This window comes from Streptomyces sp. NPDC049577, from assembly GCF_040675635.1.
Taxonomy (GTDB): Bacteria; Actinomycetota; Actinomycetes; order Streptomycetales; family Streptomycetaceae; genus Streptomyces.
Window position 1 is genome coordinate 1 of record NZ_JBFAPH010000166.1, and the last position, 14,337, is coordinate 14,337.

Consider the following 14,337-nt stretch of genomic DNA (forward strand, 5'->3'; position numbering starts at 1 on the left):
CGAGGTCAGTACCTCCAGGGTGGGTGCGTGGGCCTCGAAGACGTCCCGCGGGCCGCTGTAGAAGGTGGACGACGCGCGGTCACCGATGCCGGACGGCGGGGTCTGCACCCCGCCGGTGAGGTACCGGGCGCCGTGCCCCTCCGCCCAGCGGGCCGCCGCGCGGGCCTTCTCCGGGGTGTCGGAGCTGAGGTTGACGAGGACGCGGCCGGCGAGCGCGTCGGCGGCGGGCTCGAGGACGGCGTACATCGCGTCGTAGTCGGTCAGGCTCAGCACGACCAGCTCGTTGGCGGCCAGTGCCTCCTCGGCCGTGGCCGCGCGCCGCGCGCCCAGGGCCACCAGGTCGTCGGCGCGGGCGGCGGTGCGGTTCCACACGGTCACCTCGTGTCCGTTCGTCAGAAATGCCTGCACCATCGCCCGGCCCATCGGCCCGAGACCGATGACGGTGACCGGCTGCTGCGCGGACTGCTTGCTCATTGACTGCTTGCTCATGGGTACGACCCCCTCTAGAACGAACGCTCTATCCAGAGAGGAACGTAGCACATCGCTAGAACGAACGCTCTATCCGATACGCTGATGCGGTGAGGACGAAGACGACGAAGGCGCAGAACGACCGGGGCGAGGCCCTCGGCACCCGCGAACGCGTGGTCCGGGCGGCATCCCGGCTCATGCAGCGACAGGGCTACGACGGCACCGGCATCAAACAGATCGCCCAGGAGGCCGACGCCACCCTCGGCTCCGTCTACCACTTCTTCCCCGGCGGGAAGCAGGAACTGGCGGTCGCCGCGGTCCGCCACGGGGACGAGGAGTTCGCCGGCATCCTGCGGGAGGTCCTGCACGCCGAACCCGATCCGGCCCGCGCGCTCGTCGCCTGCTGCCGCCTCCTCGCCGAGGGCCTGCGCACCTCGGACTGGGCCGACGGCTGCCCCGTCACGGCCACCGCCCTCGGCACGGCCGGCCGCGCCCCCGACATCCAGCGGGCGGCCGCCGAGGCGTTCGCCCGCTGGCGGTCCCTGGTCGCGGAGGCCCTGCGCGCCGCCGGCATCGCCGAGACCGACGCCGCGGAACTGGCCCACACCGTCATCAGCACCCTGGAGGGCGCCGAACTGGCCGCCCAGGTCTCCCGCAGCGAGGAGCCGCTGCGCATCGCGGGGCAGCACCTGGCACGGCTGGCCGACTCCTACCGGCCCCGGTAGGGCGCGAAGGACGGGCCGGTCAGCCGCTCTCCAGGCGGAAGGAATAGCCGCCCGTGCCCAGGTTCCCCGAGCGGATCACGACGGCGTAGCGGTCCCCGGCGTCGGGGAGGCGGACGGGACCGATCTGCGTCCGCACAGGGCGTTGTTGCCGCTGACGACCGCGCCGAGCGCACCGCCCGAGCACCAGCAGGGCGAGCCCCGCCGGCGGGACGCGCCGGCGCCGGAACCGGTACGCCAGGACCGCCACCACGGCGGCGAGCGCCACCCCGCCCCGACGAACCATCAGGCTCGCCGCCCAGGATGACGGCGGCCACCGGGGCGTCCGCGCCGGATGCCACCCGCGCCGGCGGAGCCGCCGGCACGGGTGGCGCCACGGCGAGCAGCGGACCGAGTGCCGCCGTGCCCAGGAGTCCCGCGCGGAACACCGCTCAGCCGCTTCCCCCGCGCTGGGTCGGCTCGATGTTCGTCATGTCCACCCCGGCGCGCAGCGCCTTGGCGATTTGCACCGCGTCGCCGACCGCCCAGAAGTGGATGAAGAACAGGCGCGGTTCGTCGAACAGCCCGTGATTGTGCAGCTCGACGATCTCGATACCGCCGCGGCGCAGCGCCTGGAAGACCTTCTGGACCTCGCCGGCGACCATGGCGAAGTCGCCGTTGACCGCCGCCCGGCCGCCGCCCAGGGCCTGGAAGATGAAGGCCGAGGTGGCCCCCATGCCCTTGGGCAGCACGCGGCCGTGGTCGATGACGGTCTCCCGCCGCGAGAAGATCCACTTGGTGATGCCGCCCTCGCTGACGGCCTTCGCGCCGAGGGCGGCCTCCATCGCCGCGATGTCCATGTCGCCCGGCTCGGTGGGCTCGGGTTTGATGCCGGCCGGGGTGCCGGTACGGGCGATGGCCTCGCGCAGGCCGGTGGCCAGCTTTCCCGGATCGCGGGAGACGCCGTGGACGTGGGTCCACCAGACCTCGGGCGTCTGCCGCAGCAGATGCTTGTGCAGGGCGGTCTGCTCGATCCCGTGCGCCTGCAGGGTGTCGATCACCTGCTGCAGTTCCGTCTCCACGACGCAGATGTCGCCCATCATCATCGTGCAGCCGTCGTCGTAGCGGACGAAGGCCGCGTGCGAGCCGAGGGCGAGCCCGGGCGAGACGGTGATGCCGTGGGAGACCACGCGCAGATCGGTGCGCGGAAAGCCCATCTGGTAGACGGACCCCTTGGAGAGCCTGCCCCGGCGGCCGAGCGCGTCGGTCACGGGCTTCCAGTCCGCCTCGGTACTGGGCACCGGCGTGGCCGCGAGGCGCCCGCCGGCGGGAAGCCGCCCGTCCGGACCGGGTGGTCCCTCGGCGGCGGGCAGGGCGGATATCGCGTGGGCCGCGGGGCCCATGGCCCCCAAGCCGGCCAGTACGGGTGCGAGAGCGGCGGCCTTCAGAAGCCGCCGCCGGGATGTGCGCGCGGAACCGTCCGCGTCCTCCAGGTGTTCTGTCACGTTCAAAGAGCACCTCCGTCGTCCGTCCAGTGCCAAGTAACCACGCCCGGCCGTCCACGGCTGGCTGTGTGGGCCGGACGGGCGACGGAGGCCCCGGAATGTGGCATCGGGCGACCGGTGGCACCCTGGACGTATGACTCGGCCCAACGAAGAGGTCGAGGCGCTGCTGCGCGAGTACGCCGACCTCGTCGCGATCACCGGCGGCGACCCGTTCAAGGCGCGGGCCTACGAGAAGGCCGCCCGCGCCATCGGGGGCTACCACGCCGACGTCTCGAAGCTCGACGCCAAGGGGCTCAAGGAAATACCCAACGTCGGCGCGTCGATCGCCGACAAGGTCGCCGAGTACCTGCGCACCGGCCACGTCTCGGCCGTGGAGGAGGCCAGGGCCTCCGTCCCGGCCGGCGTCCGCGAACTGACCGCCATTCCCACCCTCGGCCCCAAGAAGGCCATGGCCCTCTACGAGGAGCTGCGCGTCTCCTCCGTGGAGGAGCTGCTGGACGCCGTCCACGAGGGGCGGCTGCGCGATCTGAAGGGCTTCGGCGAGAAGACCGAGGCCAACATCCTGCACGGCATCGCCCTCATGCAGAAGGCCGGCGGCCGCATCCTGCTCAACGCGGCCATGGACGTCGCGGAACAGGTCGTCGCCGAACTGTCCGAGGTGGCCGGCTGCGAAGGCTGCGCGTACGCCGGGTCGTTGCGGCGCATGCGGGAGACCATCGGAGACATCGACGTGCTGGTCTCGGCCGGCCGCTCGGCCCCCTTCATGGAGGCCTTCAGCAACCTCCCGCACACCGCCGAGGTCATCGCCCGCGGTGAGAAGAAGACCTCCGTCCGCACCACCAAGGGACTCCAGGTCGACCTGCGGGTGCTGCCCCCGGACGCCTGGGGCGCGGGGCTGCAGTACTTCACCGGCTCGAAGGCCCACAACATCCGCGTCCGCGAGATCGCCGTGCGCCACGGCCTCAAGCTCTCCGAATACGGCCTGTTCGAGGCGAAGACCGACAAGAAGATCACCTCCGAGACCGAGGAGGAGATCTACGCCCGGCTCGGCCTGCCCTGGATCCCCCCGACGCTGCGCGAGGACCGCGGTGAGATCGCCGCCGGCCTGCGGGGCGAACTGCCCGAACTGGTCGGCGAGGACGACATCCGCGGCGACCTGCACACGCACACCGACCTCACCGACGGCCTGGCCCCGCTGGAGGAGATGGTGGCCGCCGCGGCCGGTCGGGGATACGCGTACTACGCCGTCACCGACCACGCCCCCAACCTCTACATGCAGCGCATGACGGACAAGAAGATCCTGGCCCAGCGCGAGCGGGTACGGGCGCTGGACGGCAAGCACCGCCGCATGCGCCTGCTGCACGGCACCGAGCTCAACATCGGCCCGGACGGCGATCTGGACTGGCCGGACGAATTCCTGGCCGGCTTCGACCTGTGCGTGGCATCGGTCCACTCGCACTTCAACCAGAGCCGCGAGGAACTGACCCGCCGGCTGGTGCGCGCCTGCGAGAACCCGCACGTGGCGATCATCGGCCACCCCACCACGCGCCAGATCGGCAGACGCCCCGGCATCGACGCGGACTTCGACGAGGTCTTCGCAGCCTGTGCCCGCACCGGCACCGCCCTGGAGATCAACTCCTACCCCGAGCGCCTGGACCTCGGCGACGAGGAGATCCTGCGGGCCAAACGGTACGGGGTGAAGTTCGCGGTGAACACGGACGCGCACTCCGTCGTGCATCTGCCGTACATGCGCTACGGGGTGGGCACGGCGCAACGTGGCTGGCTGACGAAGGACGACGTGATCAACACGTGGCCGCTCCAGCGTCTGCGGCGGTTCCTGCGGCCGGCTGTGCGCTGAATTCGAGAAGGCTGCCGTGGCTGTTGACGGCTCCGCCTGTCCGCACGGAATGGGCGGAGCCATCCGGCCCCGGTCAGGTCAGGCGTGCCGTCACGATGAGCGTCCCCAGGTTCTCGGGGTCCGGGGCCTCAAGGACCCTGGCCTCCACGTCGAGGAAGCCGTGGTGCATGAGGATGCCCTTCCACATCTCCTCCGAGTACGCCCAGCGCTGGACCGGCAGAACTTTGCCGTTGAAACCGTTCCCGTACATGCCCTGGGCCCCGTAGCAGCCTTCGACGGCTGGTGCCTGCGAGAAGACGAGCACCCCGCGCGGGTTGAGACGTTCGCGGATGGCGGGGACGAGCCGGCGGGGGTCGGTGAACCAGAAGGCTCCCCAGATCGAATAGATGGCGTCGTACGTCTCATCCGTAGTTTTCAGGTAGTCCACGGCTTCTCGCAGCACGAAGCGCGCCCCAGGAACCTCGCCCCATCGTTCGCCGGCCGTTTTGATCTGCACGGGAGACAGGTCGATGCCAGTTGCGTCAATGCCCTTGCGGGCCAGGTACGCGACGTTGTCGCCACATCCGCAGCCCAGCTCCAGCGTCTTGTCCGGTTGACAGAGCAGTTCCTCGGCGGGGCCGTGGTGGTCGTATTGGGTCCAGCCGAATCCCTTTTCGATGGAGACCTCCACCGGACCGATCTTCTCCGCGGCTCCGGCCGCGTAGCGGTCCCAGTAACTTTCCATGCCCATGCAGCAACGTTCCTTGGTGGCTTGTTGGTGAGCATCCGTACCGTCAGGCTCCGACAATCACACACGCTACTCGCGGGCGCTCATGATCAGGCGCGGTCCGAGGGTTTTCCCTCGTACGAGGAAGCCGGCGGCACCCTCCGGGGTGTCGCCGGCTTCACGCGGTAGTGCTAGTGGCAGCTCGTGCCCTGGGTGCAGGGCGAGCAGGTCGAGGCGTCTCGCTCCCACAGCGGCCAGTCCACCTCGAAGCCGTGCTTCTCGACCACGGCCGCCGTCCGCATGACGGTGCCGTCGGCCTTTCGCTCGATCTCGGGGATGTGGTGGAGGAACTTGCCGTGGTTGTACTTATTGCAGAACTCCGCGTAGTTCGCGGTGTCCAGGATGAGCGCGTGCACGGCGGTGTCCACGAGCTCACCGCAGCCGAGTTCCAGACCCTGACCCATGGTCTCCATGGCGGTGACCAGGTAGGCGACGGCCTGCCCGAGAAGGCGGCCGGCCATCACGGTGTCCATGAGGTTGTCGCGGACCAGGAGCTTGACCTCACGGTCCCAGACAGCCTCTCCCAGAATTTCCTTCGGATCGCGTACCGCTACTGCTGTACCCACGCGGGCACCTCCAGCTCGAACGGATCGTGCGGAACCCTCCCCGCCCGACGGATACGGCCTGGTCGGAGCCGACGGCGGACGAGGAGGGGGCGTGCTCCGCGCTGACCTGCTCAGCCTGTCCAGGCAGTGCTGGGCGGCGCGGAAGTCCAGGGCGTGGGCGGCGAAGCACCGACCGGGTGAGCTGCCATTGCCGTCGTCAGGGCGGGCCGGGACTCGGACGGCTCGCTGCGGTAGCCGACGTCAAGAGCGGCTGAGCCGAGCGCGTGGTACTCGGGGAAGCGGCGAGCTCCGCAGCGGCAGGTGGTGACGCCGCCCACGGTGACGCACGCGTCGTGAGGATGCCGGCAGCACGCGATGCGGTGAGACCCCACGCCGGCCAGGGCCCGCGGACGTAGGGGGAAGTCCGCGGTCACTTCCGACGGGTGCAAGGAACCGTGGGGCTCACCCTGCTGCTCGGCGGGCGCACTGAGTGGCGAGGCGCTGAGGGAGACGTATGGTGCAGTTGCCTCCCACATGTACGCCTGCCCCTCCCGTAACTGGGCGAGCACTCGCTCGTGGCCCTCCTGGTCGGCTGCCCAGGCCCGTAAGGACTGGGTGACATCCGGGTTACCGACGGGGAGCCCGACGAGCAGCGCGCCCAGGTGGTGAGGATCTTCGGGCACGGGGCCGAGGCGCTGCGCCGCGTGCTCGGCATGCCAGCGCAACCACCGGAGGGCGAGGCGGGGCGTCGTGGTGGGCTCTCCAGCCAGAGTGACGACCTGTGAACCGCTGACCGCCTCCGCGTTCAGTTCACACCAGAACCGGTGTGGAGCAGTCACGGTTTCCTCGCCCTTCTTCCGGCGGGCAAGGGAACCGGAGAGACGTTCGCCGGGTTGGTGGTCCACTCGCGTCCGCCCCGCTCCCAGCGGAGGAAGGCAACGATGGCCTTGCGGCGGGTGTACGGGTCCTCGTGCTCCCCGGCGTGCATCAGAATGCCGTCCCGCCCGGACTCCGCGTCGTAGACGAGCGTCCCCAGGGGCGGCAACCCCTCAAGCAGAGCGCTGATCCGATCGTCATGCTTCTTCGCCGCTTCCGCCGGCTCCGGCGGAGTGCCACGTAGTCGTCCACCGAAACAAGCGCGCGCAGAAGTTCGCGCCGTAGTACGGGCCATCCGGTCTGGCGTCTCGTTGCTCACCAGGAGGCTCCCCGGCTTCGACTGCGACTGTTGACTTCGAGCAACCGGGAGCGGAGTCGCGCCCGACGGTCGGTGCCGGCTGCATCCGCCGATCCGCGCTGCTCGTCCCCGGGCCGGCTCTCTCCCAAGCGGTCCCGGAAGTCGCCCCTGGACGCCTCTTCCGGCTCGCCAGTCGGAGTTCGACCCTGTTCGGGCGGTCTCCTGATCGTCATGATGCGGTCCCCGTCCTCGATCTTGCGTGGCTTGGGCTCCTCGACGACCGTACGAGCGCTTTGACTCAAACCCCAAGCAGATTGCGCGAGTTTGCAGCAAGTGGGTTGACGGGGGAATACGCCGCACGGACGATCGGTGTTCTGAGCAATCCGGCGCAAGGAAGCGGACGGGAGAGCGACGATGAAGCTACGGTTCCTCGGCAAGAACAGCACCCCTGGGGACAGCCCCACTCTGTACGCCACCGACCAGGACAGCTACGTCGTCCAGGGATGGAAGGTCTACGCGAACGACCTGCTGATGCAGCTCGACGTGCCTGCCGGCCACACAGTCGTGGAAGTGCCACCCGAGCTCTTCGAGCACCTGAGCAAGGACGGCGTGCCGGCGGGGCAGATCCGGCGTTTCGAGCCGCCGATCATGCTCGTGACGGAGCAGGGCACCTGTGTCCTCCAGGGACCTGCTATGACGGACGCGGAAGCCCTCAGCCAGATGCGCATGCCCGACTACGAGACCTGCATCGAGGTCCCCAAGTCCTCGATCACGGCCCTGCTGGAGGAGAACAGTGGACCTGATCACTAGCGCCGAGCGCGACAAGCTCTTCGAGAGCTTCGAGCGCGACGCCTTCCACCTAGAACTGCGGGACGACTACGGCTCCCCCGTCGAGGACACCCCGTACGCCCGCTGGCAGCGCGGCGAGCCCGACGACTACGCCTGGCTCGACCCGTGGATGACCCTCATGAAGCGGGTGACGGGCGAGGGGAAGACGGTGCGCCGGGTCCGCGTCATCAGCGAGCCGCACTCGCAGTACGTCCGCTGGGAGCACTCCCTGACCCGCCTGAACATCGAGGCCGGCGAGGACATCCGGTGGCTGCCCCGGCACCAGGTGCCGGACTCCCTGGCCTTTCCCGTGTCGGGTAACGACTGGTGGCTGTACGACGACCGGCTCCTCGCGGTCGGCCACTTCAGCGAGGACGGCCGTGTCCTCGGGTCCGAGCTCATCGACGACCCCGCCACGGTCGCGGAGTGTGTCAAGGTTCGTGACGCACTCTGGTCCGTCGCCATCCCGCACGGCGAGTACAAGTCCTGATCCACCAGTGAGCAACAGAGCACAAGAGGCCCGGGAGGCCCTGGGCGCCCGGCTGCGAGGATTCCGCAAGGACGCGGGTTTCGCCAGCGGCCGGGCGTTCGCAGCAGCCATGGGCTGGCAGGAATCCAAGGTCTCGCGCATCGAGAACGGCCGGCAGAACGCCAGCGAGGACGACATCCGGCTCTGGTGCCGGAGGACCAGCACCGACGACCAGGTGGATGACCTGATCGCCACGGTCCGGCACATCGAGGAACTGTGGCTGGAGTGGCGACGCCAACTCCACACCGGGGCGGAGCAACGCCAGCGCAGGGCGCTCCCGGTCTACGCGAAGACGAAGGTATTCCGGATCTTCCACCCCACGGTGGTGTGGGGCACGCTCCAGACAGCCGAGTACGCCGCTGCAACGTTCCGACAGGTCGTCAATTTTTACGAGATCCCGGACGACACGGATGCCGCGGTGGCCAAGCGGATGGAACGACAGCAGTACCTCTATCAGGGCGATCGTATATTCAACGTACTCCTCTCCGAGCAAGCCCTGTACACGAACATCGGCGGGAAAGACGTCATGCGCGGCCAACTGGACCGGCTCCTCGCGGTCATGCGTCTTCCACGCCTCAGCCTCGGGTTCATCCCGCGCGACGCACCGATGCACCTCTGGCCCGGCAACTCGTTCTCGATGTTCGACGACAAGCTTGTACTCGTCGAGACATACTCTGCTGAGTTCTCGGTAACCCAGCCGCGGGAAATCGCCCTGTACGCGAAAGCCTTCGACATGCTGAAGAGGTCTGCCGTATACGGCGAGCGCACCAAGGCGCTCATCACCAGGGCGCTTGCCCACTTGGATTACTGAGGATTTCGGTTGGGGGTGACGGTGGTGTCTGTAGTGGGTGTATCAGTTGGTGTATTCCAGTGGCATGCGGTATCCCGATGGAGGCGGCCTGACCGCAAAGCAGCGGACTCAGAAGGAGCGGGTTCGGTTCGAGGCCGCCGGGTTGTTCACACAAGGGGTTACTCCGCCGCAGGTCGCACGCCGGTTACGGATCTCGCGGAAGTCCGCGTATGCCTGGCACGCGCGCTCGCGGGACGGTGGTGTGGAGGCCTTGGGCAACCTCGCCCCGTGCACCCTCGACGAACTCGCCGCACTGGCCCGCACACGCCTTAAACGGATGCGGTACCAGCCCGGCCTGCTCGACGAATTCGTCACCCGGACCGGACTCACCCCGGCTCCACCATGTCGTCTCCCCGAACCGCAGAGCTCAGTGGTCGGAGTTCCATGCCACGACTGCGTACCCGTTGGCGCCACTCTTGCCGTCGCCCCACTTCTCGCCTCCGGGGCCGCCCGCGCCACCGTTGCCCGCGTCCTTCCGGATGGGCCCTGGAAAGCCGGATCGCCAGCCGCGCGCGCCGGCAGCACCGGCGGTGAAGTTGTGGGCGTCCCGGCCGTTCTGGCCGTCCACGCCCTTGCCCTGCGAGCGAAGCCCTTTGACGTTCGGAGCCACGCACCCGTGCTTGCCGCCTCCGCCACCGTGGCCGCCGATCGTGCCAGGCGTATCGCCGTAGCCGTGCTTGCCACTGCGGCCGCCGTACTCGCGACCACCTCCGCTGCCTCCGTCGCCCCCGGGCTGGGCTCCGACGCCCTTGTGGAAGCCGCCGCCTCCGCCTCCTCCAGCCCCGCCGCCCGCGTATCCGAGCCGACTGGCAGCCGAGGTGAAGACCGCCGAATCTCCGCCTCCGCCTCCTCCACCGGCGCCACCGCCGTCGTTCCTGTTGCCCGGGCTGCCCAGGGTGCCCGCGTAGCCCGCCGAACCGCCTGTTCCTCCCTCATGGCGACCCTGGAAACCCTTGGGGCCGCCTCCACTACCGCCTCCGCCGCCTCCGCCACCAATCAGGAAGAAGCTGAACCCGGTCACGCCGTCCGGCAACTTGAGCTGGTAGTAGCCCGGCGTGTCATAGATCTCAGAGGCGGCCTGCGCCGGCGTGACGTCGAGCGCACCGCCCAGCAGAGTCGCCGCGATCACCGCAGCGGCTCTCCGCTTCCGCGACTTCGTCATGATGCCCCCATCCCTGAGTGTCACGTGGACCCTCAGAGTCGCCCCGACTCTGTGACGAACTGATGAAATGCACGCCATTTCACACGAACGGGACTTCCATCGAAAACCCGTAGCAGCCCGCCAAGTCAGACGGGGGCCCAGTCGACTTCCGTACGACGGGCTTCGCGGTCAGACCGCCTCCATCGGGATACACCCACTACGAAGATCAGCGTCACCTCGAACCGAAATCCTCAGTAGCCGGTGAGGCTAGTGAGCCGGTCTTGAGTCTCGGCGTCGCCACGTGAGTTGTGTTCTGTCCCAGATCAGGCCGGGGCTGGTGACAGCTGTGGAGGTCCGCGGTCTGCTGCGGGCATGGGTGACAACAGGCTGGTCCCGCTCGTGCTCTCGGAGTTCGAGCGGGTGGTGTTGCAGGGGTGGGCGAAGCGTCGCACGACCGCGCAGGGCCTGGCCCTGCGGGCGAGGATCGTTCTGGCGTGTGCGCAAGGCGGAAGCAACATGGCCGTCGCGGGCCGGCTGGGTGTCCACCGGACGACGGTGAGTAAGTGACGGTCGCGGTTTCTGCGGGATCGGCTGGATGGTCTGGCCGACGAGCCGCGGCCGGGGGTGCCGCGAACCATCACCGATGCCCAGGTGGAAGAGGTGGTGGTCCGCACCCTCGAAGAGCTGCCCGAGGGGTCGACGCACTGGTCGAAGCGGGAGATGGCCCGGCGGGTGGGGATCTCGCCCACGAGCGTGCTGCGGATCTGGCGGGCGTTCGGTCTCCAGCCCTGGCGGACCGACACCTTCAAGATCTCCCCGGATCCCCTGTTGATTGACAAGATCCGGGACGTGGTGGGCCTGTATCTCGCGCCGCCGGCGAACGCGGCGGTGTTCGCGATGGACGAGAAGCCGCAGATCCAGGCACTGGAGCGGACCGCTCCGGTGCTGCCGATGGTGCCGGGGACACCGGAGCGGCGGAGTTTCGACTACGTCCGGCACGGCACCGTGGACTTGTTCGCGGCGCTGAACACCGCCACCGGGAAGGTGATCGGGAAGCTGTCGGCCCAGCACCGGGCGGTGGACTTCCGTGACTTCTTGGACGAGATCGACCGGCAGACCGATCCCGGCCTGGCGGTGCACCTGATCTGCGACAACCTCTCGGCGCACAAGGCGCCCGTGGTCCACCGGTGGCTGCTCGCCCACCCCCGCTTCGAGCTGCACTTCACCCCGACCTACTCATCGTGGATCAACCAGGTCGAGCGGTGGTTCGCCGAGCTCGAACGACGCTGCCTCGAACGCGGCGTGTTCTGTTCGCTCGACGAGCTGAAGACCGCGCTCGAGGACTGGATCAAGCACTGGAACGACGACGCCCGCCCGTTCAAATGGGCCAGGACCGCCGACCAGATCATCGACCGGATCTGCCACTACTGCTCACGCATCTCCGGACCGGCTCACTAGGACTTGTGCGACAGGCCAGACTCGAAGAATTTCGGCTTGGCCGCGCCGCACTCTGTGGCGCGCTTTTACTGGCCGTACCGGGTCATGGGCCCGGTGATACCCGAGCCCGATGACTCGCACGATACGGAGTGTCTCTGGGCAATCAGCAGCCGGTGTCGGTGACGGTGATGTCGGGCACGGGGCCCCTGCCGCGCGGATGCAGCTCCGATTCGACTGTACTGATGTTGGTGACCTTCAGGGTGTAGGACCCGGGGCCGTGGCAGGCGTAGCCCAGCCGGACGGTCCTGTCCCTGCCGTGGTCTGGATCAGTCTGGATGGAGAAGGGGCCCTCCCAGAACACCTTTCCGTCCTTGCTCAGGGAGAAGTGCCCGGAGACGTTGCACACGACCGCTGTGTAGAACACCAAGCCCTTGTACTGGCACTGTGCGTCGATGGTGACCAGGGGGCGGCCGTTGTTGTTGGCCAAGCAGCCTTTGACCGAAGCCCACCAGCCGGGACTGCCGTAGGCCGAACTCTTCTGGCAGCTCTGCGGTGGTGCCGCCGCAACCCCGATGGGAACGGCTGGCCGGGAGAAGCTCCCGGCGGGTGGGCTCGGGGCGTGGGCTGATGCAGCGTTCGGGGGGAGGCAGCCGAGTGCGGTGATGGCGCTTGCCGCGACGACGGCCGTTCTGGTGCGCTTGTGCATGGCGGCCCCTTTGGCTCAGCGGATGCCTGCCGCTATGTCCTGCCCCGACAATCGGCACTTCATATGTAAGGGCGCCGGTGTGGGTGACAATCCGCACCACTTGTTCGATCCGCCTGCGGGGACCCTTTCGATGTGTGCGCCACTCGTCCTCCAGAATGCTGAGGTTCCGGGTCTCGCCAACTGTCCCGGGATTCAGACCGGGCTCGTGCGACGCGGACTAGGAGCCGGCCCACTGGTGGGCGACGCGTTGGGACCACGCGTCCGTGCCCTTGACCGACACGTCGTACTCGTAGACCTGGCCCACCACGGGGTAGGGCTCCGGGGCCACGTGCACCTGCCGGTAGCCATTGTCGTTCGGGGGCCGGCCGGGGGCAGTGACGGTGCGGATGACGTCGCCGTTCTTGAAGATGCGGATGGTGTAGTCCTCCGCCCCTTCGACGGGCAGCCACATCACGTGCACCTCGTTGGGTGCGCCACCGTCCCGCCAGACCTGCACGTCCTTGGGTGCCTCGACGGCCGGCGTGGGCAGGGTCACGGTGAAGGTGAAGTGCCGGCCGGCCCGGTCCTCGAAGGCGCCGTCGAAGCGCGTGGTGGTGCCGGGGTAGGTGTGGTGGCAGGTCACTGCGGAGTCGGCTTCGGGGATGTCCACGACGTCCGCCGCCATCAGTCACCCCAGGTGATCCGGCCCTTGCCCGCGACGGCGTTGCGGATGGTGGCGGAGACCTTGCGCGGGTCGTCCTCGAAGTAGCCGAGCTGGACGTCCAGGTCGCGCGGCAGACGCACGGTGACGGCGGTGGTGGCGGTGTGACCCTCGAAGCCGGCGTCCTTCCAGGAGGGCACGGTGACCGTGATGGTCCTCTCGCCCTCGGCGGTGAACGCGTGGCGCTCGGTGAGCTTGCCGGCCGAGACGGTGGGGGTGGACGGCGGGGAGCCGTCGCCCCAGTCCACGCTCACGCCGGGCTTGACGCCGGTGGCCGACAGGACGCCCTCGAAGTTCGAGCCGGCGTCCATGGCCCAGGAGATTTCCACGGGCAAGACGGGCGCGGTCGTCACGGTCTTGGTGTTGCCGTCGGCGTCGGTGACCGTGACCGTGTGCGCGCCGAGCGTCTTGTACTCGTGCTCGACCACGACCGGGCCGGCTCCGAGAGTGATGTCGGCCATGTGGCCGTCTCCCCAATCCAGGCGCGCGGGGCCGGCGACGCGGCCGGCGACCTGCGCGCGGTAGTACCTGCCGTTCCCGTCGCCGGGTGCGAGGGCCAGCGTCAGCGGCGCGCGCGGGGCGAGGGGGCGGGCGTTGAGCTGATAGGTGGCGGTGAAGCGGTAGACCTCGGGGTTGCCGGCGGTCAGGGCGTCGCCCGTCGGGAACGGGCCGGTGACCTCGGTGAACCGGCTGAGGTAGCCGTCCGGGCCCCGGTGCTGGTCGCGGCATGCGGCCAGCAGCGCCCCCCGGGCCTGACGGGCGAGGAGGGATGCGGCGGGGCGGGTGCCGGCGAGGGCTTCGACGGTGAACATGCCGGAGTCGATGAACCGCGGGTCGCGGGCCTTGCCGCCGACCCGGCGGGCCACCACCAGGGGAAGGACGCCGGCCCAGTGCTGGGGCACGGCCACCCGCACCTCCGTGCCGGCGGGCAGGTAGGCGCGCAGCGCGTCCAGGACGAGCGCTTCGGAGTCAGGCAGGACGTACACGGCTCACCTCCGGCTCCGGGAGCCGCGCCCCGCGCCCACGACGTGCTCGACGGCGTGGATGCCGTCGACCCACACGCCGGCCTCGGTGAAGTGGCCGTAGTTGATCGAGGCGCTGTTGCGGTCCTCAAGGTTGACGGCGTAGC

15 protein-coding genes and 2 pseudogenes are annotated in these 14,337 nt (G+C 69.1%); 7 read left to right on the forward strand and 10 right to left on the reverse strand.

Annotated features, from left to right (window positions below; genetic code table 11):
- Positions 1–489, reverse strand: a 489-nt coding sequence (locus AB0K09_RS19400; RefSeq protein ID WP_366066604.1) for an NAD(P)-binding domain-containing protein, incomplete at its 3' end; no start/stop codon positions are given.
- An 89-nt stretch (positions 490–578) separates the two neighbouring features.
- Between AB0K09_RS19400 and AB0K09_RS19405 the strand changes: the two genes are divergently transcribed.
- The gene (locus AB0K09_RS19405) at positions 579–1,193 is read left to right on the forward strand and encodes a TetR/AcrR family transcriptional regulator (protein WP_366066605.1); all 615 of its coding nucleotides are present in this window, start codon (positions 579–581) and stop codon (positions 1,191–1,193) included.
- Positions 1,194–1,212: 19 nt separating this feature from the next.
- Here AB0K09_RS19405 and AB0K09_RS19410 read toward each other — a convergent pair whose 3' ends face one another.
- Positions 1,213–1,476: a hypothetical protein gene (locus AB0K09_RS19410; RefSeq protein WP_366066606.1), complete on the reverse strand. Its 264-nt coding sequence runs from the start codon at positions 1,474–1,476 to the stop codon at positions 1,213–1,215.
- A 145-nt stretch (positions 1,477–1,621) separates the two neighbouring features.
- Positions 1,622–2,674, reverse strand: coding sequence for a DUF1259 domain-containing protein (locus tag AB0K09_RS19415; protein WP_366066607.1), 1,053 nt, complete (start codon positions 2,672–2,674; stop codon positions 1,622–1,624).
- A gap of 133 nt (positions 2,675–2,807) precedes the next feature.
- Between AB0K09_RS19415 and polX the strand changes: the two genes are divergently transcribed.
- Positions 2,808–4,532 carry a DNA polymerase/3'-5' exonuclease PolX gene (gene polX, locus AB0K09_RS19420; RefSeq protein ID WP_366066608.1) on the forward strand — a complete coding sequence of 575 codons (1,725 nt, stop codon included), beginning with the start codon at positions 2,808–2,810 and terminating at the stop codon, positions 4,530–4,532.
- Between the two features lie 73 nt (positions 4,533–4,605).
- Here polX and AB0K09_RS19425 read toward each other — a convergent pair whose 3' ends face one another.
- From AB0K09_RS19425 to AB0K09_RS19435, 3 genes are all read right to left on the reverse strand, one after another.
- Positions 4,606–5,262: a class I SAM-dependent methyltransferase gene (locus tag AB0K09_RS19425; protein WP_366066609.1), complete on the reverse strand. Its 657-nt coding sequence runs from the start codon at positions 5,260–5,262 to the stop codon at positions 4,606–4,608.
- A gap of 167 nt (positions 5,263–5,429) precedes the next feature.
- The gene (locus AB0K09_RS19430) at positions 5,430–5,864 is read right to left on the reverse strand and encodes a hypothetical protein (protein ID WP_366066610.1); all 435 of its coding nucleotides are present in this window, start codon (positions 5,862–5,864) and stop codon (positions 5,430–5,432) included.
- Positions 5,865–6,678: 814 nt separating this feature from the next.
- Complete coding sequence (locus AB0K09_RS19435) at positions 6,679–6,888, reverse strand: hypothetical protein (protein ID WP_366066611.1); 210 nt, start codon at positions 6,886–6,888, stop codon at positions 6,679–6,681.
- A gap of 543 nt (positions 6,889–7,431) precedes the next feature.
- Here AB0K09_RS19435 and AB0K09_RS19440 point away from each other — a divergent pair.
- The 4 genes and pseudogenes from AB0K09_RS19440 to AB0K09_RS19455 all read left to right on the forward strand — a co-directional run.
- Positions 7,432–7,827, forward strand: a complete 396-nt coding sequence (locus tag AB0K09_RS19440; protein WP_365983243.1) for a hypothetical protein — start codon at positions 7,432–7,434, stop codon at positions 7,825–7,827.
- A complete protein-coding gene (locus tag AB0K09_RS19445) occupies positions 7,811–8,335 on the forward strand; it encodes a DUF6879 family protein (RefSeq protein WP_366066612.1) in 525 nt (174 codons plus the stop codon). Before AB0K09_RS19440 ends, AB0K09_RS19445 begins: the two co-directional genes overlap by 17 nt.
- Before the next feature lie 7 nt (positions 8,336–8,342).
- On the forward strand, positions 8,343–9,185 hold the full coding sequence (locus AB0K09_RS19450) for a helix-turn-helix transcriptional regulator (RefSeq protein WP_366066613.1): 843 nt from the start codon (positions 8,343–8,345) through the stop codon (positions 9,183–9,185).
- 64 nt (positions 9,186–9,249) lie between these two features.
- A pseudogene (locus tag AB0K09_RS19455) lies at positions 9,250–9,426 on the forward strand (helix-turn-helix domain-containing protein); the annotation flags it as partial.
- Positions 9,427–9,591: 165 nt separating this feature from the next.
- Here the strand turns inward: AB0K09_RS19455 and AB0K09_RS19460 are convergent.
- On the reverse strand, positions 9,592–10,386 hold the full coding sequence (locus AB0K09_RS19460; protein ID WP_366066617.1) for a hypothetical protein: 795 nt from the start codon (positions 10,384–10,386) through the stop codon (positions 9,592–9,594).
- Between the two features lie 351 nt (positions 10,387–10,737).
- Between AB0K09_RS19460 and AB0K09_RS19465 the strand changes: the two are divergent.
- Positions 10,738–11,823: pseudogene (locus tag AB0K09_RS19465) on the forward strand (IS630 family transposase).
- Positions 11,824–11,965: 142 nt separating this feature from the next.
- Here AB0K09_RS19465 and AB0K09_RS19470 read toward each other — a convergent pair.
- From AB0K09_RS19470 to AB0K09_RS19480, 3 genes are all read right to left on the reverse strand, one after another.
- Positions 11,966–12,289 (reverse strand): hypothetical protein, encoded by a 324-nt coding sequence (locus AB0K09_RS19470; protein WP_366066614.1) that lies wholly within the window; start codon positions 12,287–12,289, stop codon positions 11,966–11,968.
- Positions 12,290–12,725: 436 nt separating this feature from the next.
- Positions 12,726–13,172: a hypothetical protein gene (locus tag AB0K09_RS19475; protein ID WP_366066615.1), complete on the reverse strand. Its 447-nt coding sequence runs from the start codon at positions 13,170–13,172 to the stop codon at positions 12,726–12,728.
- Complete coding sequence (locus tag AB0K09_RS19480; protein ID WP_366066616.1) at positions 13,172–14,194, reverse strand: hypothetical protein; 1,023 nt, start codon at positions 14,192–14,194, stop codon at positions 13,172–13,174. The genes AB0K09_RS19475 and AB0K09_RS19480 overlap by 1 nt, the downstream gene beginning before the upstream one ends.
- Between the last annotated feature and the right edge of the window lie 143 nt (positions 14,195–14,337).